The organism is Ewingella americana ATCC 33852, assembly GCF_000735345.1.
In the GTDB taxonomy this organism is placed as follows: Bacteria; Pseudomonadota; Gammaproteobacteria; order Enterobacterales; family Enterobacteriaceae; genus Ewingella; species Ewingella americana.
In genome coordinates this window covers 135,902-157,432 of record NZ_JMPJ01000017.1, presented here as the reverse complement: position 1 = coordinate 157,432, position 21,531 = coordinate 135,902, and the positions used below count along the sequence as shown (strand labels likewise).

The following is a 21,531-nucleotide window of genomic DNA, read 5'->3' as shown; positions in this document are numbered from 1 at the left end:
CCTATATTTACCTTTGTTTAAAGTGCATTCATATTGCACGGGAGCCCCTATGTCTAAAAAACTTAAAGTAGTCACCATTGGCGGTGGCAGCAGCTATACCCCGGAACTACTCGAAGGCTTTATTAAACGTTATGAAGAGTTGCCGATCAGTGAATTATGGTTAGTTGACGTCGAAGCCGGTAAAGAGAAGCAGGATATTATTTTCGACCTCTGCCAGCGCATGATAAAACGCGCGGGCGTACCCATCAGTTTGCATAAAACATTAAATCGCCGTGAGGCATTAAAAGACGCCGACTTTGTCACTACCCAGCTGCGCGTCGGCCAGTTAAAAGCCCGTGAGCTGGATGAACGCATCCCGCTGAGCCACGGCTATTTGGGTCAGGAGACTAACGGCGCGGGCGGCCTGTTCAAAGGCCTGCGCACCATTCCAGTAATTTTCGACATCATCAAAGATGTGGAAGAGATCTGCCCGGACGCCTGGGTTATCAACTTCACCAACCCGGCAGGCATGGTCACGGAAGCCGTGGTTCGCCACACCAACTTCAAGAAGTTTATCGGCGTGTGCAACATTCCGGTCGGCATGAAGATGTTCATTCAGGACGTACTGAAGATTAGCCCGCAGGATGAGCTGTCGATTGACCTGTTCGGCCTCAATCATCTGGTGTTTATCAAAGACGTCATCGTCAACGGCGAGTCGCGCTTTGCCGAGCTGCTGGACGGCGTGGCCTCCGGCACCCTGACCGCCGGTTCGGTGAAAAACATCTTCGACCTGCCATTCAGCGAAGGACTGATCCGCTCGCTCAACCTGCTGCCGTGCTCCTACTTGCTGTACTACTTCAAACCCAAAGAGATGCTGGCCATCGAGATGGGAGAGTTCTACAAAGGCGGCGCGCGCGCCACCGTGGTACAAAAAGTGGAGAAACAGCTGTTCGAGCTTTATAAAGACCCCGAGCTGAACGTAAAACCAAAAGAGCTGGAGCTGCGCGGCGGGGCTTATTACTCCGACGCGGCGTGCGAAGTGATCAGCGCCATCTACAATGACAAGCAGACCGAGCAATACGTCAACTTCGCCCACCACGGGCATATTGATAATATTCCGGCTGACTGGGCGGTCGAGATGACCTGCACCATCGGGCGCAATGGCGCGACGCCAACTCCGCGCATTACCCATTTCGATGAGAAAGTGCTGGGCCTGATTTACACCATCAAAGGCTTTGAGATTGCGGCGAGCGAAGCGGCTCTGAGCGGCAAACTGAATGATGTGCTGCTGGCGCTGAACCTCAGCCCGCTGATTCATTCCGACAAAGACGCCGAGAAGCTGGCCCGCGACATGCTGCTGGCGCACGAAGCGCTGCTGCCGAACTTTGCGAAAGCCATCGCTGAACTAAAATAACCTATGCGCCCTCCTTCGCGGGAGGGCAGCCAAAGGGCAATTTATGGATAAATTACTGATAGTTAATGCCGACGACTTCGGGCTTTGCAAAGCACAGAACTACGGCATTATCGACGCCTTCACCCACGGCGTGGTCAGCTCCACCACGGCGATGGTCAACCAGCCGGGTGCCGAGCACGCCGCCCAACTCAGCGCCGCCAACCCACAGTTGCCGGTCGGCATGCACTTCGTGCTCACCCTAGGTAAACCTCTCACCGAGATGCCGGGCTTAGTGCGCGATAACGGCGAGCTGGGTAAATGGATCTGGGAGATGGCCGAAGCCGACACCCTGCCCCTCGACCAGATAAAACAAGAGCTTGCCGCCCAGTTCGCCCGCTTTGTCGAACTGTTTGGCCGCAAACCGACGCACATCGACAGCCACCACCACGTGCATATGATCCCGCAGATCTTCCCTATCGTCGAAGCCTTCGCCCAACAGCAAGACGTCGCGATGCGCATCGACCGGGATGCCATCCAGCAGCACAACATCCCCCTGTGCGGCGCGCGCAGCACGGCGGCTTTCGACAGCACCTTCTACGGCGACAGCATCACCGAGGAGTTGTTCCTCAGCATCCTCGACCACGCCAACCAGCGCGGCGACCACTCCCTGGAAATCATGTGCCACCCGTCATTCATCGATAACACCATCCTCGGCAGCAAGTATTGCTACCCAAGATTGGCGGAGTTGGATGTGTTGACTTCGGTTGGAGTGAAGGCTGGGGTTGGTGAGCTTGGATTTAAACTAGGTGGATTTGGAGAGTTGTAGGACTGAGTAGGCGTGTTGTGGTCTTGATGCCCTCTCCTCTCGGAGAAGGCATCATTTTACTTAGCGACTACCACTTACTGATTCAATTCCCGCAGCAATCTGGTGTTCATATACAGCTTTTCACGGCCAACGCTCATCTCCTCCAGCACACCAATTTCAACCAACTGCTTGAGGTAGAGTGATGCCGTTTGACGCTTAGCCACGCCGCGTTCAACCAGATTCTCGATCCGACAATAAGGCTGTGCAAAAAGCGCTTGGACCAGTTCATGGGTATAAATTTTAGGTAGCTTGTCACGAACATACGCCGAGGTTTCAGCCATCAAGGCCCGCACAATCGAGATTTTCTCAGTAGTCCATCGGGAGGTACTTTCTACCGCCTCCAGCATAAATAATATCCACGACTCCCAATCCCCCTCCTCTGTCACTCCGCGCAGGAGACTGTAGTAATCGTCACGCCTCTCCAAGATAAAACGAGACAGATACAGGATGGGAAGTGAAAGCAGTTCGCTCTGGATCAGATAGAGAATGTTCAGGATACGGCCCGTTCTCCCGTTCCCATCCGGGAAGGGGTGGATGCACTCAAACTGATAGTGCGCAATAGCCATTTTTACCAAGGGATCTAAATCATCATCACCATGGATAAACCGCTCCCAGTTCGCCATCAAGTTACGAATGGCGTCTTCACCCACCGGCGGCGTATAAACCACGTTATTATTCTGGTCACGCAATACCGTGCCCGGCGTTTTCCTGATATCAGTTTGAACTGCGCGCAATTTGGTACAGATAGCTATCGCTGTGTTTGTGCAGAGTGGATAGTCTTCAAGGTGCGTATAGCCATCAAAAAGCGCGGTGCGATAGCGCAACGCTTCTTTCGTCGCCGGATCGGCCCCCTCTGTACGGTCAACATACTGAAAGAGCTGATCGCTGGTCGTTACGATGTTCTCTATGCGGGATGAGTCCTTCGCTTCGAGCATCGGCAGGATATTGATCAGCAACCCTTGGTCGGGGATCAACTCACCGGAAGTTTTCAACTCAGCGATTGCAGAGCGCGCACTGATGCAGGCTTTGAGTACGCTGCGCGTTTCAATCTGCTCCAAGTCAGGCGGCAGTATCGGCAACGCGTTGTAAGGCGTTTCAGGATCCCAGCTCATATGTTTATAAAAACCGTTTTAATCGACATATAGCCATAATATGTCGATGCCATAAACATGTCACGCCCTCATGTTTATAAAATCGCGTTTTATCGACATATAGCTAAAACGTGTCGATGGTATAAACATATCTGGGGGATATGTTTAGGAAAAGGGGTTTTGTGGGCATGTTTCGGGGGGATGTGGGTTGGCTGGATGGTGCAAAAGCCCAGTTACTGAAGGTGACTGGGCTTTTCGTCGTAGTGACGGTTGTTTCTTAAAGACCCAACTTTTGGAATTACTATTCCGATATTATCAACAGAGGTTGGTATCACCTTGAATAGTTTTACTGAGCAATAGTTGAATTACATATTTTTTGCGAGCAAGATCTCAACAACTTCAACCTGTTAACCTGAGTCAAACATGCGGTCAGTTCCGGGAAGATGTCTTTATCCGCATACGCATCTATCCGCGGTGTAGATACGGCGCCAGCCTAACGCTGGCTATCCTAATAAAACTGGTTCCCCTTCCGCGATTTACGGAATGTACGCTACTATTAGGCGACAACATAGCGTTAGGACCTAAGGAGGATATTCAGGCTGAAATACCTGAGCAGGTTAAGATAAATTTGGATAGATTAGGAGAAATAGTAAACTGCAGGAACGCGAGAAAAAAACCAACTAATTATCATTAATTACTAGACATTAAGGAAGGCAGATTGCTATTCTGGAATGGACAAGCGAATAGGGCATTCGGACACTGATTCAAAAAGTTGAGTCATTGGGCAATAATCAAATCAATGTATCAATTTTTACTTCCCGCTTATCAAGATTGTCTATAATAAAGCGAGGGATAGTATTCTCGAAAAGCTTACCCAGTACAGAGAATATTTTGGATGATTTAAGGGCGATGCTTAGACTTACGACCATCATAGCACTTAATATTATAAGCGCGCTTTATATAGTTCGAGTGTTTACCGAAAACTTACCCTAAGTAATTAAATACCAATGTCGTGTTGAGATAGCTAGCATAAGTTTTGTGTCTGACAACATGGTGTCATAATAAATATGGCTTTAAATGCTAACCTAAAAAGGAAGATAATCTTGCAAGTTACAATCACTCTCAATTTTACCCCCGATGAAGAAACAGAGGTTGCAGCCATTCTTGGATGCAATATTGCTGATCTCAATAATCAGCTAAATACCTGCGCAACAGCCTCACTAAATGAATACCTGACTATGTTTAGAGGACAAAAAGTATTCAAACGTGGAAGCGACATGCTTGAATATCGATTACTATTATTGATTGAAAATACATTCAATGGCGAGATTCCTGATGAACGGACAGTGAGCAGTCTGTTCCAAACCACTCTGACTGAAAGTCGCTCGCTGATTAAATCCGTAATTTCGAAGTTTCAATATCAACTTCGCCCCCATATCGAAAATACTCTTAAAGCAACTTTGCAACGAGCAAATCGTCAGAACAATACACAAGATTACACTGTTGTTATAAATAGCCAAAATGTAGTGAATGAACTAAATAAAACGTTAGCCGATATTGATGGAAGCCTTACTGCAATAACAAAGAAGAAAGGCAGTGTATCTACATTTGAAATCCCTCCTTCTTCTTACAATAAACTTTGTGCCAACTTTAAAATTCAGCCTAATCCATAAATAAAATGAGCGATTTACTCTCTGCTTCAAGCTTACTCATGGCAATCGCTGCTATCCTTTTCAGCCTCTGGTATTTAGAGATCACGAAAGCTCTCGAAATAATCCCTAAAGCACATAAAGAGGATAACGTCGCTGCACGTGCGACAGTAACCAGTGTCTTGTTATCCAAAGCCCTACCCGTTGCAGTAATGGCTCTCATAATTGCCGCAATATTTCTACCCGATACAATTAAGCTAATTAGGGATTCTCTAAAAACATACCATGATTCGGGACTCTCAGCGATTAACAATTATAATGCAGTAAAAACCGCCTATTGTTTTGTAACAATTGTTTCACTGACTCTGGCTTTGTATATGTGGGTATTAATAATAAAGCTATGTAAGTTAAGAAAAGAATTGAGTTAGGTTAGGTGACTTACAGTCATAATTTTCCCATTTTCCTGAGCTTTACCCTATAGTGTTGTGATGTCACTCCCGAATTAAGGCGATCAGTAAAAGTATGGTACTGAACAACTTAGGAAAGGGCGTCCATCACATCACTGCTAAACCTAACCAACGACTCCTGAGGGCTAAAGTTCAACATAGAGGTATTAGTCCCGAACCTACTATCAGTAAAGTATACAAATAGTACGAAGAGCTGCCCTCAAAGAGAAATTTCTCCGAGTAAATAACCGGAGCCAGAGTTCCGGTTTAAATTAAATAATTATTCAAAGTAATCCATATCTAACTTGGGAACTTTAACCAAACGGGAGGAAACACCGACTTCGTTTTCAATCATAAGATGAACCAAACGTTCTCCATCAACAAGCACCATGCCCTCTACGGAAACGGCAAAATCCCGAGCCTGTGAAGTAAAACCGGAGGTTGTGATAAACACGCCACGTTTAGCTTTTTGACCGGCTAAAGCGCCATAAAAAGCTTGAAGCTCCGGGCGGCCAACCGTATTCTGCCAGCGTTTAGCCTGTACATAAACTTTTTCGAGTCCCAGTTTATCAAGCGAGATAATCCCGTCTATACCACCATCACCGGTGCCACCCACGCGTTGTAGATCATCCCGGTGCCCGCCATATCCCAGACGATGAAGAACATCCAGGACGATAACCTCAAAACGTGCCGGTGAGACTTGCAACAGATTTTCCAACAACTCACCAGCAACCGTGTCCCGTAACTCTATTAACGCCTGATCAAGGCGATCATCCGGGCTGCTTTTTGCCAGCTCTTCCTTGTTCAGTACCGATGGTTTCGGATCAAGATCGACAGCATCTGGCTGCTGTTTAAGCTTCACGTTCATGAAATCAAACGCCAGATGGTTCACTTCCCCGTCTGTGAGTGGCAGGGTATGGGCATGTACCCAATTAACTCCTTCTTGCGTCAAGCACCACTTTCCTCTAGATACGCTTTGCGATAAACCGGCTCGCTTCAGGCGATCGTGTGCCCAACCAGCCCGATTCTTATAAACTAACTGACCGCTAGCTATAACTTCTGCTCGCTGATTATCATCAAGATTAAGTGCATCAGCAGCAGCTTCATGTGTATCACGAGCAGGTACGCCATCGGGTTTATCAGCCAGAAAACGGAGAATTGGCTCAATAAATTTATCGTAGGTAGGTACGGCCATAGAAACATCCCTGATAAAGTTTTTAGTAGATTGGTTAGCGACCAAGTGTACCTCCAACTCGTTATGAGCATGTACCCCACTGTTATAATTTTAACTGATTGAGGTAAAACCTCATCTCTACATCATAAATCGGAAAAAATACCTTCGCTATTCTGCCTAATAACTCACTGGTCTACTTTCAGTCCAGCATGATGAGCCCCTTGCGCCGGTAGAAGTTTTCACTAAAGTTATGCTCGTCCATCGAATCCAAAGAGTGATGTATGCAAGCCGCTTACCCCCTAATTCAAAACATCAATCAACATCCCACCGAGATGGAGGAATACTCGCGCTGTTGGAAGCAACATGGAAGCTGTCTCAGATGAAGATGGCTGTCTTGGTAGGAATCGAGACTGCAGACCACCCACTGGCACAGACTCGTAGAGTCTTGCCGCTAGAAAGCAGCTCCCATCAGACGTACAATCACAAACCTAAAATAGCCTTTTCAAAAAAGAATTGCTTTCAACAGGACTTATAGTGAATAAACAGCAGCTTGCGGCAAAAATCTGGGAATCCGCCAACCAGATGCGTTCTAAAATTGAAGCCAACGAATACAAAGATTACATACTCGGTTTCATCTTCTACAAGTACCTAAGCGACCAGCTGGTGCAGTTTGTCACCAGACAGGGTATGACCCCCGCAGACATCAAAGCTCTCAATGAAAAAGACGCCGACGCCGTTAAATTCGTGCAAGACAACTTGGGCTACTTTATTGCCTACGATAATCTGTTTTCTACATGGGTTGATCCAACATCCGGATTTGATGAATCAAACGTGCGCGATGCGCTCTCTGCATTTAGCCGTTTGATTTCGCCAACTTACAAAAAACTGTTTGAAGGCATTTTTACCACCTTAGAAACAGGTCTAAGTAAATTGGGTGAAAGTGCTGGAAAACGCACCAAAGCCATCAGCGACTTACTGTACCTGATCAAAGGTATCCCGATGAATGGTAATCAAGGGTATGACGTACTGGGCTACATTTACGAATACCTGCTTGAGAAATTTGCCGCCAATGCCGGTAAAAAAGCCGGTGAGTTTTACACGCCTCATGAAGTCTCAGTACTGATGTCGAACATCATAGCCCACGAGTTAAAGCACAAAGACACCATCAAAATTTATGATCCTACTTCTGGCTCTGGTTCGTTGCTGATCAATATCGGAGAGGCGTTCGAGCAGTACGCTAAAAACAAAGACAGCATCACCTATTTCGCCCAAGAGTTAAAAGCCAATACCTACAACCTAACCCGTATGAACCTCATCATGCGCGGTATCAAAGCCAGCAACATTAAAACCCGTAATGCCGACACGCTCGAAGAGGATTGGCCGTATTTTGATGATAGCGATCCTCAAGGCTCATACTACGCCTTGCATGTCGATGCTGTGGTGTCCAACCCGCCTTACTCACAAAATTGGGACCCAAGCTTTAAAGATAGCGATCCTCGCTATTCACGTTTTGGTCTGGCGCCTAAAACCAAAGCCGATTTTGCCTTTTTGCTGCATGACCTCTACCACCTAAAACCCGATGGCATTATGGCTATCGTCCTGCCTCATGGTGTCTTGTTCCGTGGTGGTGAAGAAGGTCAAATTCGCAAGCAACTCATTGAGCAGAACCATATTGATACTGTTATCGGTTTACCGGCCAATATCTTTTTTGGCACCGGCATTCCCACGGTGATTTTGGTCCTCAAGCAAAAACGTCAAAACACCGATGTATTGGTGGTCGATGCCTCTAAACACTTTATGAAAGAAGGCAAAAACAACAAACTACAAGCCAGTGACATCAAGCGCATTACTGATGCGGTGATTAACCGAGAAAGTATCGACAAGTTCTCGCAACTGGTGAGCAAACAAACCCTGTGCGACAACGGTTACAACCTCAACATACCGCGCTATGTTGATTCATCTGCAACTGCACAAAGCTGGGATTTACACGCCACCATGCTCGGCGGGATTCCCAACAGCGAAATTGCCGAGCTACACAATTTTTGGCAAGCCTTCCCGCAATTGCACGATACTCTGTTTACGCCAAAATCCGCTGCTTACAGTGAGCTGACGATTGTCAAACAAGACGTCAACGCCAGCATTAGTGGGCACCCGCAAGTGTTGGAGTTTATCAGTGCCTACAACCAAGCCTTTAATGGCTTTGATGACCACCTAAACTCCCAATTAATACAAACCTGGGAAAGCGTAAAGCGTAACCAACAAGAGGCGGTATTAAGTGCCGAACTATTTACTCGCTTAGCCCCGATTGCCTTAATCGACAAATACCAGGCTTACCAATTTCTGAACAACCAATGGCAACTCATCAGCGCCGATTTAGAGATGATGCAAACCGAAGGCTTTGCCGCTACCAAACAAGTTGACCCGAATATCGTCATCAAGAAGAAAGACGGCAAAGACACTGAAGTACAAGACGGCTGGAAAGGCCACATACTGCCGTTTGATTTAGTGCAACAAACTTACTTGAGTGATGACTTACAAGCCCTGGCCGCTAAAGAAGCCCGTCTGGCAGAAATCGCCAGCACGCTGGAAGAAATTTTAGAATCTCTGACCGAAGAAGAAAAAGAACAAGATACGGTAAAAGAAAGTAAAGACGGTTTTGCCAATACCGAAGTAGGCAAAGCTGCCAAAGCCTTCTTGAAAGAACAAAAAGACATCAAAGCTAAATTCGCAGATGAAAGCTATGAAGCCAAAATCATTTGTGCGAATAAACTCATCGATGAAGAAAAAGCTCTGAAAAAAACGGTCAAAGATGCCGCCGCGGCCCTGCACTTAAAAACCAAAACGACCATCGAAACATTAACTGATGAACAGGTGAACAACCTGCTGCATCTAAAATGGATTGCGCCATTAACCACCGAACTCGCTGCTATGCCAAACTCAGTGATTAGCCAACTTACCAGCCAGGTACAAGCCCTTGCTGATAAATACGCCGTCACCTATTCGCAAGTGGCAAATGAGATAAAAACCACAGAGCAAGAACTGGCGGATATTATGGGCGAGCTCACAGGTAATGAGTTTGATATGCAGGGCTTGACTGAACTCACCAGCTTACTAAAGGGCAAATAAGATGAGTGTGGATAGTAAGATTCCAGAGATTCGCTTTGAAGTGTTTAGTGGGGAATGGGAGGAGAAGGTATTAGGTGAATTAGCTGAAATTGTTCGTGGCGCCAGTCCTCGCCCGATTGAAGATCCTAAATGGTTCGATAGCCAATCAAGTGTTGGTTGGTTACGTATTAGAGATGTGACAGAGCAAGATGGCAGGATTCACTATTTAGAGCAGAGAATTTCAAAACTTGGCCAAGAAAAAACTCGTGTATTACATGAGAAACACCTGCTGTTAAGCATAGCAGCGAGTGTTGGTAAACCTGTAGTTAACTATGTTGAAACAGGGGTTCACGATGGTTTCTTAATATTCAAAAAACCACTTTTTGAACTTGAGTTTATGTATCAATGGTTAAAATCCTTTGAAGCAAAGTGGCAACAATTTGGCCAGCCCGGAAGCCAGGTTAACCTTAATTCCGATATTGTTAAAAGCCAGGTCGTAGCAATTCCTACAAATGAAGAACAAACTGCCATCGGCAACTACTTCCAAAAACTAGATGTCCTGATCAACCAACACCAACAAAAGCATGACAAGCTCTGCAACATTAAAAAAGCCATGCTGGAAAAAATGTTCCCCAAACAAGGCGAAACCATTCCAGAAATCCGCTTTAAAGGATTTAGTGGGAAGTGGGAAGAGAAAGTTCTAAACAACGAAGTTGAACTTTTTAGTGGTCTGACATATTCGCCGAGTGATATTAGAAAATCAGGCACATTAGTGCTTCGTTCATCCAATGTAAAAAATGGCCAACTTATTGAAGCTGATAACATATACGTTAATTCTGAAGTAGTTAATTGCAGCAATGTGGTGGAGGGAGACATTATTGTTGTCGTCCGTAACGGCTCAAGATCCTTAATTGGAAAACATGCGCAAGTAACTTCACGCATGAATAATACTGTTATTGGTGCTTTTATGACTGGCATCAGAAGTAAGCAGCCTGCATTTATAAATGCATTGTTGGATACAAACATGTTTACATCTGAAGTTGAGAAAAATCTAGGTGCGACAATTAACCAGATTACCAATGGCTCTTTTAAGAGTATGGTTTTTATGTTTCCAACAGAAGATGAACAACAAGAAATCGGCAACTATTTCCAAAAACTCGATAACTTGATCAACCAACACCAACAACAAATCACCAAACTCAATAACATCAAGCAGGCCTGCTTAAGTAAAATGTTTGTCTAACAGGGAGCGCCATAATGACCACGTTTAAAACAGAAGCACAATTTGAGCAGGCCTTTATTGAGGTACTCACCAACAAAGGTTGGGAACCGAAGATACTCAAAAACAAAACCGAAGCCGATTTACTGCAAAACTGGGCAAGCATTTTGTTTGAAAACAATCGCCAGCGGGATCGCTTAAACGATGTTCCGCTTACTGTGACTGAAATGCAGCAAATTATTGAGCAAATCAAAGAGCTTAAAACTCCGCTCAAGCTCAACGGTTTAATTAACGGCAAAACCGTGGCGATTAAACGCGATAACCCAGCCGATACCTTGCATATGGGCAAAGAAGTCAGCTTAAAAATATACGATCGCCAGGAAATCGCCGCAGGCCAAAGTCGTTACCAAATTGTGCAACAGCCTAAATTTGAACGCGGCAGCCCTTTGCGTAACGACCGGCGCGGCGATGTGCTCCTACTGATCAACGGTATGCCGGTGATCCATGTAGAGCTTAAGCGCAGTGGCATTCCGGTAAGCCAGGCAGTAAATCAAATTGAAAAGTACAGCAAAGAGGGCGCATTTAGCGGTCTTTTTTCGCTTATACAGTTGTTTGTGGCTATGGAGCCAAACGAGTCCAAGTACTTTGCCAACCCCGGATTAGACGGCAATTTTAACCCAGACTATCAATTTAACTGGGCCGATTTTAATAACGAACCCATCAACCACTGGAAAGACATCGCCTCGACCTTGCTTTCCATTCCTATGGCACACCAGTTGATTGGTTTTTATACCGTTGCCGACGATACCGATGGCGTGCTGAAAGTGATGCGCAGCTATCAGTATTACGCAGCCAACGCGATATCTGACAAAGTGGCCAAAACCAACTGGCAGCAACTGGGTAGCGCGGCCAATAACCCCGATCGCCTTGGTGGTTATGTGTGGCATACCACGGGTTCGGGTAAAACCATGACTAGCTTTAAATCGGCGCAATTGATCGCACAATCCAGAGATGCCGATAAAGTAATTTTCTTAATGGATCGCATAGAGCTGGGTACCCAATCGCTCACCGAATACCGTAATTTTGCTGGCGATGGTGAAGACGTTCAAGCCACCGAAAATACTCATGTACTGATTACCAAATTAAAAAGCACCGATCCCGCCGATACCTTAATTGTTAGCTCTATTCAAAAGATGAGTAATATTTTTGAAGCAGTAGACGATGAAGGCGTGGCCACAAACTCTGCGGATATTGAAAAAATTCGCGCTAAGCGTTTGGTGTTTATTGTCGATGAGGCGCACCGTTCAACCATGAGCGGCGGTAAAGATAATAAGGACGGAATGTTAATTACGGTCAAAAAGACATTTCCTGCCGCGTTGTTTTTTGGTTTTACGGGTACACCTATCCATGATGAAAACCATGTTAACAACAACACCACCGCTGATGTTTTTGGAAACGAATTACATCGTTACAGCATTGCCGACGGTATTCGTGACGGCAATGTTTTAGGCTTTGATCCTTACAAAGTCGGTACCTTTAAAGATAAAGAGCTACGTCAGGTCGTCGCCCTTGGACAGGCTAAGGCCGATTCGGTTACAGATGCAATGTCTACGGCTGCCAAAAAGAAAAAATTTAGTTATTTTATGTATGATGTGCTAATGGCTGGCCATAAAGATGCAACAGGTAGGTATATAAAAGGTATAGAAGATTATGTGCCAAAAGAGCAATATCTCACTGCAGACCATCAAGAAAAGGTGGTAGAAGATATCCTGGCCGAGTGGGATGTACTCAGCCAAGCCAATAAATTTCACGCCATTTTAGCCACGAGCAGCATTGCTGAAGCCATTGACTATTACCGCCGTTTAAAAGCCGCCAAGCCTGAGCTTAAAATATCGGCTTTATTTGACCCGCACATTGATAACGATGGTAGTAGCGATCGTGGCCCTACTTTTAAGGGTGATGGTCTGGAAGAAATTATGGCCGACTATAACGCGCGTTATGGCCAGGATTTTGATTTTGCCCGCCATGGAGCCTTCAAAAAAGATCTAGCGGCACGCCTTGCCCATAAAAAGCCCTACGAGCGCATTCATACTGAGCCTTCGAAACAATTAGATTTATTGATCGTTGTAGATCAAATGCTTACTGGCTTTGACTCTAAATGGCTTAATACTTTGTATTTAGACAAGGTGATTAGATACCAAAACATTATTCAAGCGTTCTCACGCACCAATCGTCTATTTGGCCCCGATAAGCCCCATGGCATCATCCGTTATTACCGCTATCCACACACCATGGAGCAGCATATTAATGACGCGGTAAAACTCTATTCCGGCGACAGACCTATCGGATTATTTGTTGATAGGTTAGAAAGCAATATTAAAGCCATGAATGAATTGGTGGCTGACATCACAGAGCTATTTATCAGTGCCGGTGTGGAGAATTTTGAAAAACTGCCAGACGATATTGAAGCCTGTGCCCAATTTGCCAAGTTATTTAACACCTTTAGCAAGCATCTGGAAGCGGCTAAAGTACAAGGTTTGCATTGGGAACAGCCGGAACATTCCTGTATTAAAAATAATGTAAAACATGAAATAACGCTGAGCATAGGAAAACAAACTTACTTGACCTTGGTCCTGCGTTATAAAGAGTTAGCAGGGAAAAGTGATAACACTAGCTCTGGTGGCGGCGATGTGCCTTTTGATATCAGTGGTTATTTAACTGAAATAGATACCGGAAAAATCGATGCCGATTACATGAACAGCCGCTTTGATAAATATCTAAAAGAGCTAAACAAACACCAAGACTGCGCGAGCATTGAAAATACATTAAATGAGCTGCACAAGTCGTTTGCATCGCTTAATCAAACTGAGCAAAAGTACGCCAAACTATTCTTGCACGATTTGCAGCGCGGCGATGCACAGTTACTTGAAGGCCATACTTTTAGAGACTACATCAACACTTATAAAGATAATGCTGAAAACGCACAGTTAAACGCTGTCGTTAATGCTCTTGGTTTAGATAAAAGACTGCTCACAACATTAATGGCTGATAATGTTAATGATAAAAATCTCAACGAATTTGGTCGTTTCGATGCATTAAAAGAATCGGTAGATAAAGCTAAAGCCAAAATCTATTTCGAAAAACAAGATGGCGTAATAATGCCTCTATTTAAGCTTAATATTCGTATTGATCAGTTTTTAAAGCAATTTATCTTTGCACGAGCGGATGATTTTTTAAGTCAAACTGATGTGATGTGATGCCCCTCCCTCAGCATAAGTACTACCATACTTATGCTGAGTGTTCTTTTTTCATAAATAGTGTTAACAATAGCAATATAATTACAAAACCCTAATATCCAATCCCCTAAACGCTCCCCCATTTCCTGCGATCCACATTCCAAATTCACATACAAATCCCTGTAAATGCATCCAGCACATTTCTTTGTGTTGATGCTGGGAATACACTCTCTTCGCTGCGGCAAAATCCGTAGCCGGAATTAGCGTTCTGCCTAAACATATGATGTGGCACTGTGTAATAATGCCTCACGCTTTTGCTCACCCAAATTATGGTGGCTCAGGCAGAGGCTTCGCAAGAAGCGCCGGTTTTCCCATATGTTCCGGTAACGCTAACTCTGTCTGAGCTGCCACCCAAGGTTAGCGTCTTGGGCGGTCATCTAAATTTTAAAATATGGGATTAAAATGATGACTCACACCGAAACCGCAGAAAACTCTATCACCGTCTTCCGTTCACTGATTGCCGGGCTGGATTTCAGCCACTTGGAAGACACCCAGCTTTATGACCTGAGTGCATTAGCCTCCGAGTCTGCCGAAGGGCTTTGTCATGGCTTGCTGTGTCTTAGCGAAGGGCTGGAGAACAGTGAGATTGTGCCGCCAGAGGGGGTGCCTCAAATCAGTGCTTATCTAAAAGCCGTGGCGCATCTTGTACCACTATTGTTTGAGTTGAATGAGTGTGCGAGTGACAGACTGGGAAGTCGAAGAAACGGACCATTAACTGTCTGAATTTGAAACTTAATCCTTTGGGTTAAGCCAAATCGCAGACATAAAAAAAGCCACCCGAGGGTGACTTAATTTTCATACATACTAATGGTGCCGAAGGCCGGACTCGAACCGGCACACCTTGCGGCGGTTGATTTTGAATCAACTGCGTCTACCGATTTCGCCACTTCGGCACTGAAAGTAGTATGCGGAAAACGGGTGCATTATACCTTTCCGAAGACCTCACGCAATACTTATCCTGACGGGTTTTGACTGAGTGCCGAAAAAAACGGCAAAACCGCGTCTTTCTGGCTGTTTTTACTACAAATCGAGGGTCTGAAGGGGTGAATAAAAGCCTTGAATCAGTGGGTCGCGTCGCTCGAACATCGCCACCAACTCTTTTACCACCTCTCCGCCGCGTTCGTGTGACCACGCCAGTGACAATGGCGAACTTTGGCGGTGGTTGACCAGCGTTCTGGCGACCAGTTCGCCGCTGTCTAGATACGGCTGGCATAGCGTACGGGGCAGAAAGCCAATGCCGACGCCGCGCAGGTGGCATTGCAGCTTGGTGTTCATGTCCGCCACTTTAATCTCCTGCTGGCCCGGCAGCAGCCAGGCGACGCGTTTGGCGAGATGCACCGCCGTGTCCTCGATATTGACCGCCGGATACCAGCGCAGCTGCTCTTCGCTCAGCGTCTCCCCGCCCTGTGCCAGCGGGTGCTGCGGCGCAACCACAAACACCCACTCGACTTTGCCGAGGGGCAGAATGCTGATGCTGTTCTCCAGCGACTCCCTGCCCGACACGCCAATCGCCAGATGGCAATCGCCATTGAGCAAGGTGTCCCACACGCCCATATACACCTGCCGGGTGATGTGGAAAGTGGTGAAGGGATAACGCACGTTTAAATGCGCCAGCAGGTCGGCAACGCTGTCGCCGTTATACAGCAAGTTATTGATAACAATATCAACCCGTGGCTCAACGCCCTGATTGATCTGCTTGAGTTCGCCGGGCATCGAGTCCAGCCAGCTCAGCCACTGGCGGCAGCGTTCGAGCAAATAGCTGCCCGCCGGAGTCAGCGTCACGCTACGGGTGGTGCGCAGGAATAGCTGGGTGCCAATCCCCTCTTCGAGCACTTTGATGCGATAACTGATGGTGGCCGAGGTCTTGTGCAGCGACTCGGCGGCGCGGGAAAAGCTACAGCACTCGGCAACTTTTACAAATGAACGGATTGTCTCGTGGTCCAGCATTGGCGCTCCTTGCAGGTTTGTCTCAACTCACTATGCCGCCTATTGAGCCTAAAATCCTCCCCATCTCCCCTGACCTTCATCACAAAAATGGTTTTAATTGCAGAGATAGGGAAAGCGTGCGCGAAATACAATTATGGAAATATATTCCATTTATCACTTTTAATTGAAAATTCCCTTGCTACAGTAGGGATCGAATCGACGCGATAAGAGAAAGGATGTAATGACTGAATTACGGAGAAGAGGTCGGCCTGCTCAGGAAGGCACCTCTGCGACCAAGGGCGCGCAGGCGCTGGATCGTGGGCTGGAGATCTTGCAGTTTTTGGCACAATCGGGAGGGAGTTCTTCCGTGTCGGTGCTGTCGGAAAAACTGGATCTGCCGCTTTCCACCACCTTCCGCCTGCTGAAAGTGCTTGAAAAATCAGAGTTTGTGTTTCAAGACCCGCAGCTGGGTTGGTGGCACATTGGTATTCAGTCGTTCACCGTCGGGTCGACCTATATGAACGATCGCGACGTGGTATCGGTCGCCGGGCCCTTTATGCGCCGCCTGATGCTGCTCTCCGGAGAGACCGCCAATCTGGCGATCCGCAACAATATGGACGCCGTGCTGATCCGCCAGTGCGAGTGTCAGGCGATGGTGCGCATGTGCGCCCCGCTCGGCAGCCGCCTACCGCTGCACGCCTCCGGCGCGGGCAAGGCGCTGCTCTACGCACTGGATGAAGAAGAGATGTTGGATCTGATTGTGCGATCCGGTTTGCAGACTTTTACTCCGCACACGCTCAATAGCCTGATCCCATTGAAGAAGGATCTGGCGACCTCGGCCCAGCGCGGCTATGCGGTGGACCACGAGGAGCACGCGCTGGGGCTGAACTGCCTCGCGTCGGCAATTTTTGATAAGAATAATCAGCCGATTGCCGCCATCTCTATCTCGGGGCCAAGCTCGCGGATGGAACCGGCGCGCTTTGCCGAACTCGGTGAGCTGGTACGCGACGCCGCGCGCGACATCAGCACCGCGCTGGGTGACCCGCACAGCTAGAATCTCAAGGCCTGACGTCAGCGATGGCGTCAGGCCGCACGGTCTGCCAATCACAAAGCTCAGTGCTTTTTTTTGGCATAAAGTTAAGTTGGAAAAACTTTCCAATAAATGGATTTATCGACGATAAGGAATGTAAACCATGGCTAAGATGAGAGCAGTTGATGCAGCAATGTGGGTGCTGGAGAAAGAGGGGGTGACCACCGCCTTTGGCGTGCCCGGCGCGGCGATTAACCCGTTTTACGATGCAATGCGCAGGCACGGCGGTATTCGGCATATCCTTGCACGCCATGTGGAAGGCGCGTCGCATATGGCCGAGGGCTATACCCGTGCCAAGGCGGGCAATATCGGCGTCTGTCTGGGCACCTCGGGACCGGCGGGCACGGACATGATCACCGCGCTCTACTCGGCCTCGGCGGACTCCATTCCTATCCTGTGCATTACCGGGCAGGCCCCGCGCGCCCGTTTGCATAAAGAGGATTTTCAGGCAGTGGATATTGAGTCGATTGCCAAGCCGGTGACCAAGATGGCGGTGACCGTGCAGGAACCCGCGTTGGTGCCGCGCATGCTGCAAAAAGCCTTTCATCTGATGCGTTCTGGCCGCCCCGGTCCGGTGTTGATCGACCTGCCTTTTGATGTGCAGATGGCGGAGATTGAGTTTGATCCTGAAACTTATTCGCCGCTGGTGCCTTACAAGCCTTGCGCCACGCAGGCGCAGATCGACAAGGCGCTGGGGATGCTGTGTCAGGCGGAGCGCCCGCTGATTATTGCCGGGGGTGGCGTGATCAACGCCGACGCGGCGGATCTGCTGCAAGAGCTGGCGGAGATCTGTAATACCCCGGTGATCCCAACCCTGATGGGCTGGGGTTCGATCCCCGACGATCACCCGCTGATGGCGGGCATGGTCGGGCTGCAAACCTCTCATCGCTACGGCAATGCCACCCTGCTGGCGTCGGATCTGCTGTTCGGCATTGGCAATCGCTGGGCCAATCGCCATACCGGATCGGTGGAGAAATACGTCGCGGATCGCAAAGTGGTGCACATTGACATTGAAGCCACGCAGATTGGTCGGGTGATCTGCCCCGATCTGGGCATAGTGTCAGACGCCCGCGAAGCCTTGCTGATGCTGGTTGAATCCGCCAAACGCCTGTTCGCCAAGGGTGATTTGCCAAACCGCGACGGCTGGGTCGCAGAGTGCAACCAGCGCAAAGCCACCCTGCTGCGCAAAACCCATTTCGACGAGGTGCCGGTCAAACCGCACCGGGTATATGAAGAGATGAACCGCGTGTTTGGTGCCGACGCCTGCTACGTGACCACCATCGGCCTGTCGCAAATCGCGGCGGCGCAGACCCTGCACGTGTTCAAACCACGGCACTGGATTAACTGCGGACAGGCTGGCCCGCTGGGCTGGACCCTGCCTGCGGCGCTGGGCGTTCGCGCCGCAGACCCTGCTCGCAAGGTGGTGGCGCTGTCCGGCGATTACGATTTTCAGTTCTTGATTGAGGAGCTGGCGGTCGGCGCACAGTTCAAACTCCCCTACATTCACGTGTTAGTCAACAACGCCTATCTGGGGCTGATTCGTCAGGCACAGCGCGGCTTCGACATGGATTATTGCGTTCAGCTTTCTTTCGAAAATATCAATAGCAGCGAGCTGGGTGAATACGGCGTTGACCATGTGAAGGTGGTTGAAGGGCTGGGCTGTAAGGCCATTCGGGTGTTCAAACCGGAAGAGATTGCCCCGGCGTTTAGGCAGGCTGAAAAGCTAATGAAAGAACATCAGGTGCCGGTTGTGGTAGAAATTATCCTCGAGCGCGTGACCAATATTGCGATGGGTACCGAGCTGGATAATGTCACTGAATTTGAGCCGACCACGGAGCTACAGGCTGAAGCCCCGACCGCCGTGGCGTTTTACGATTACCGCCAAGGAGAGAACTCATGAGTCGCTTTGCCGCCAACCTTTCCATGCTGTTCATCGACGTCGATTTTTTGGCTCGATTCGCTCAGGCCAAGGCCTGCGGGTTCAGCGCCGTGGAGTATATCTCTCCTTATGAGTATCCGGCCGAGGTAATACAGGCCGAGCTGGCCGAGCACGGTTTATCTCAGGTGCTGTTCAATTTGCCGGTAGGGAACTGGGCCGAGGGCGAGCGCGGCATTGCCTGCTTGCCGGGCAGAGTGGACGAGTTCCGCCAAGGGGTCAGTCAGGCGATTCGCTATGCCAAAGCCCTGAACTGCCCGCAGGTGAACTGTCTGGCCGGTAAAGTCCCGGCGGGCAGTGACCAGCAACTAATAGAAAATACGCTGGTGACTAATCTGCGTTTTGCCGCCGACGCGCTGGCAAAAGAGAACATTCGGCTACTGATTGAGCCGATCAACAACCTTGATATGCCTGGGTTTTATCTCAATACCAGCCGTCAGGCGCTGGCGCTGATTGAACAGGTCGGCAGCAAGAATCTCTGGTTGCAGTATGACATTTACCATATGCAAAGGATGGAAGGCGAGCTGATCCAGACCCTGCGCAACCACCTGTCGCAGATCGCGCACATTCAGGTGGCGGACAATCCGGGGCGGCACGAACCGGGAACCGGTGAGATCAATTTCGACAACATTTTTAGCGCGCTGGATCAGATGGGCTATAGCGGCTGGATCGGCTGTGAATATAACCCGCAGGGCGACACGGCGGCCGGATTATCTTGGCTAAATCATCGACAACGTTAATCAACTCACAAAGGAAGTCACGGGAAAAATATAATATGGCGTTCTGATAGACTTTTAATCGGAACCGGGAATGATAATTACCTCTCTCCGCTCAGGGTTATTAACCACCCTGAGCGGGAACTCTACAAATAAGACCAGCCTTCATAAAAAATTATCAGGATCTTAATCCAAGGAGATAGGTATGGCTGTTTCAGAAACAATCAATGGATCATCAATTTCACAACAAATTAATAAATCAAAATTGTATCGAAAAGTTGCATGGCGAATCATGCCCATTCTATTAATCAGTTATATTGTGGGTTATTTAGATCGCGTCGGCATCTCCTTCTCTAAATTCCAAATGATGCCGGACATTTTAAATGGCAACATGGCGCTGGCGGAATCGGTATATGGTCTGGGCGCCGGAGTGTTTTTCATCGGCTATATTATTGCCGGCGTGCCGAGCAATATGGTGTTGAGTAAGTACGGCGCGCGAAAAATCATTGCGCTACTGATGGTGATTTGGGGCGGCATCTCGATACTCAGCGTGTTTATCACCTCACCCACCCAGTTCTATATTGCCCGGTTTTTCCTCGGGATTGCCGAAGCGGGCTTCTACCCCGGCGTCATTCTTTACCTCACGTTGTGGTTCCCCTCCGGCCAGCGCGCCAAGATGACCGCCCTGTTTGTCTGCGGTATACCCATCAGTAATATCATCGGCGGCCCGCTGTGCGGCTGGATCATAGAGCACATGAATGGCCTGATGCAGATGTCCGGCTGGCAGTGGCTGTTCTTTATCAGCGGCCCGCGCGCGTTGCTGATTGCGCTGGTGATCTTCTTCTTCCTCGACAACACCTATCAAAACGCTAAGTGGCTGACAGATGAGGAGAAAGAGATGATCCACGAGGATATGGATCAGGCCAATCAGCAGCGATTGTTAAACGCTAAAAACGGCATTGTCGCTCACGAATGGACGATGAAAACCATGCTGAAATCCTCGGCGTTCACCAAAATGTGGCTGATCTGCTTCTGTACCGTGATGGGCCAAGGCGGGCTGGCGTTCTGGGTGCCGACCATTATCAAAGATACCGGCGTGAAGTCCGTTTTTGACGTCGGCCTGCTCAGCATGGTGCCTTATATGCTGGCGGTGGTGGCGATGCTGCTGGCGGCGCGCAGCTCCGATAAGCACCGCGAGCGCCGCTGGCACATCGTGGTTCCCTTCTGCATTGCCGCCGTAGCGATGGTGAGCATTGGCGTATTTCAGGACAACAAAAGCATCGTGATGTTCTCACTGTGCATCGCCGTGGCCGCCAGTCTGGTGCCTTCGCCGCTGTTCTGGAGCCTGCCGAATGCCATCTTTACCGGCACCTGCGCGGCGGCGGGCATTGCGCTGATCAACTCTATCGCCAATATCGGCGGGTTTATCTCGCCTTATATCATCGGCTACTTTAAGAATACGACGAACAGTAATCTGGTGGCAATGTGCGTGCTGGCGTCGATGATGCTCCTCGGCGCGATACTCACGCTAACGGTACCCGCCAAGATGGTGAATAAGTAGTAACTGATTGTCTTAGAAGAGAAAGTGAGAAGCATTAAAAAAGCGCCAGAGGAGAGATCCTCAGGCGCTTTTAGCTATTTAGGTA

15 protein-coding genes and 1 tRNA gene are annotated in these 21,531 nt (G+C 48.4%); 12 read left to right on the top strand and 4 right to left on the bottom strand.

Annotated features, from left to right (window positions below):
- Positions 1-49 precede the first annotated feature (49 nt).
- Together GEAM_RS00800 and chbG are read left to right on the top strand one after the other, a co-directional pair.
- Entirely contained in the window at positions 50-1,393 is a 1,344-nt protein-coding gene (locus GEAM_RS00800; RefSeq protein WP_034786892.1) for a 6-phospho-beta-glucosidase, read from the top strand.
- 43 nt (positions 1,394-1,436) lie between these two features.
- Positions 1,437-2,198, top strand: coding sequence for a chitin disaccharide deacetylase (chbG, locus tag GEAM_RS00795; protein ID WP_034786888.1), 762 nt, complete (start codon positions 1,437-1,439; stop codon positions 2,196-2,198).
- A 74-nt stretch (positions 2,199-2,272) separates the two neighbouring features.
- On the opposite strand, the gene fic is transcribed toward chbG, so the two are convergent.
- Positions 2,273-3,349, bottom strand: a complete 1,077-nt coding sequence (fic, locus tag GEAM_RS00790; RefSeq protein ID WP_034786885.1) for a protein adenylyltransferase Fic — start codon at positions 3,347-3,349, stop codon at positions 2,273-2,275.
- Positions 3,350-4,431: 1,082 nt separating this feature from the next.
- On the opposite strand from fic, the gene GEAM_RS00785 reads away from it, so the two are divergent.
- Together GEAM_RS00785 and GEAM_RS00780 are read left to right on the top strand one after the other, a co-directional pair.
- Positions 4,432-5,001: a hypothetical protein gene (locus GEAM_RS00785; protein WP_034787309.1), complete on the top strand. Its 570-nt coding sequence runs from the start codon at positions 4,432-4,434 to the stop codon at positions 4,999-5,001.
- A 5-nt stretch (positions 5,002-5,006) separates the two neighbouring features.
- Positions 5,007-5,405, top strand: coding sequence for a hypothetical protein (locus GEAM_RS00780; protein WP_150385440.1), 399 nt, complete (start codon positions 5,007-5,009; stop codon positions 5,403-5,405).
- A 298-nt stretch (positions 5,406-5,703) separates the two neighbouring features.
- Here the strand turns inward: GEAM_RS00780 and GEAM_RS00775 are convergent, their stop codons facing one another.
- Complete coding sequence (locus GEAM_RS00775; protein ID WP_034786879.1) at positions 5,704-6,618, bottom strand: restriction endonuclease; 915 nt, start codon at positions 6,616-6,618, stop codon at positions 5,704-5,706.
- Positions 6,619-7,131: 513 nt separating this feature from the next.
- Here GEAM_RS00775 and GEAM_RS00770 point away from each other — a divergent pair.
- The 4 genes from GEAM_RS00770 (at position 7,132) to GEAM_RS00755 (ending at position 14,940) form a co-directional block, all read left to right on the top strand.
- Positions 7,132-9,723, top strand: coding sequence for a type I restriction-modification system subunit M (locus tag GEAM_RS00770; protein ID WP_034786876.1), 2,592 nt, complete (start codon positions 7,132-7,134; stop codon positions 9,721-9,723).
- 1 nt (position 9,724) lies between these two features.
- Complete coding sequence (locus GEAM_RS00765) at positions 9,725-10,945, top strand: restriction endonuclease subunit S (RefSeq protein ID WP_034786873.1); 1,221 nt, start codon at positions 9,725-9,727, stop codon at positions 10,943-10,945.
- 14 nt (positions 10,946-10,959) lie between these two features.
- A complete protein-coding gene (locus GEAM_RS00760; protein WP_034786870.1) occupies positions 10,960-14,178 on the top strand; it encodes a type I restriction endonuclease subunit R, EcoR124 family in 3,219 nt (1,072 codons plus the stop codon).
- 441 nt (positions 14,179-14,619) lie between these two features.
- Positions 14,620-14,940, top strand: a complete 321-nt coding sequence (locus GEAM_RS00755; RefSeq protein ID WP_419471231.1) for a hypothetical protein — start codon at positions 14,620-14,622, stop codon at positions 14,938-14,940.
- An 85-nt stretch (positions 14,941-15,025) separates the two neighbouring features.
- On the opposite strand, the gene GEAM_RS00750 is transcribed toward GEAM_RS00755, so the two are convergent.
- Positions 15,026-15,110: transfer RNA gene (locus GEAM_RS00750), tRNA-Leu, on the bottom strand.
- Between the two features lie 127 nt (positions 15,111-15,237).
- On the bottom strand, positions 15,238-16,164 hold the full coding sequence (allS, locus tag GEAM_RS00745) for an HTH-type transcriptional activator AllS (RefSeq protein WP_034786867.1): 927 nt from the start codon (positions 16,162-16,164) through the stop codon (positions 15,238-15,240).
- A gap of 220 nt (positions 16,165-16,384) precedes the next feature.
- Between allS and allR the strand changes: the two genes are divergently transcribed.
- From allR to GEAM_RS00725, 4 genes are all read left to right on the top strand, one after another.
- Positions 16,385-17,197 (top strand): HTH-type transcriptional repressor AllR, encoded by an 813-nt coding sequence (allR, locus tag GEAM_RS00740; RefSeq protein WP_034786864.1) that lies wholly within the window; start codon positions 16,385-16,387, stop codon positions 17,195-17,197.
- Positions 17,198-17,336: 139 nt separating this feature from the next.
- The gene (gene gcl, locus GEAM_RS00735; RefSeq protein ID WP_034786861.1) at positions 17,337-19,133 is read left to right on the top strand and encodes a glyoxylate carboligase; all 1,797 of its coding nucleotides are present in this window, start codon (positions 17,337-17,339) and stop codon (positions 19,131-19,133) included.
- Complete coding sequence (gene hyi, locus GEAM_RS00730; protein ID WP_034786859.1) at positions 19,130-19,909, top strand: hydroxypyruvate isomerase; 780 nt, start codon at positions 19,130-19,132, stop codon at positions 19,907-19,909. Before gcl ends, hyi begins: the two co-directional genes overlap by 4 nt.
- 268 nt (positions 19,910-20,177) lie before the next feature.
- The gene (locus GEAM_RS00725) at positions 20,178-21,446 is read left to right on the top strand and encodes an MFS transporter (protein ID WP_244956634.1); all 1,269 of its coding nucleotides are present in this window, start codon (positions 20,178-20,180) and stop codon (positions 21,444-21,446) included.
- The last annotated feature ends 85 nt before the right edge of the window (positions 21,447-21,531 follow it).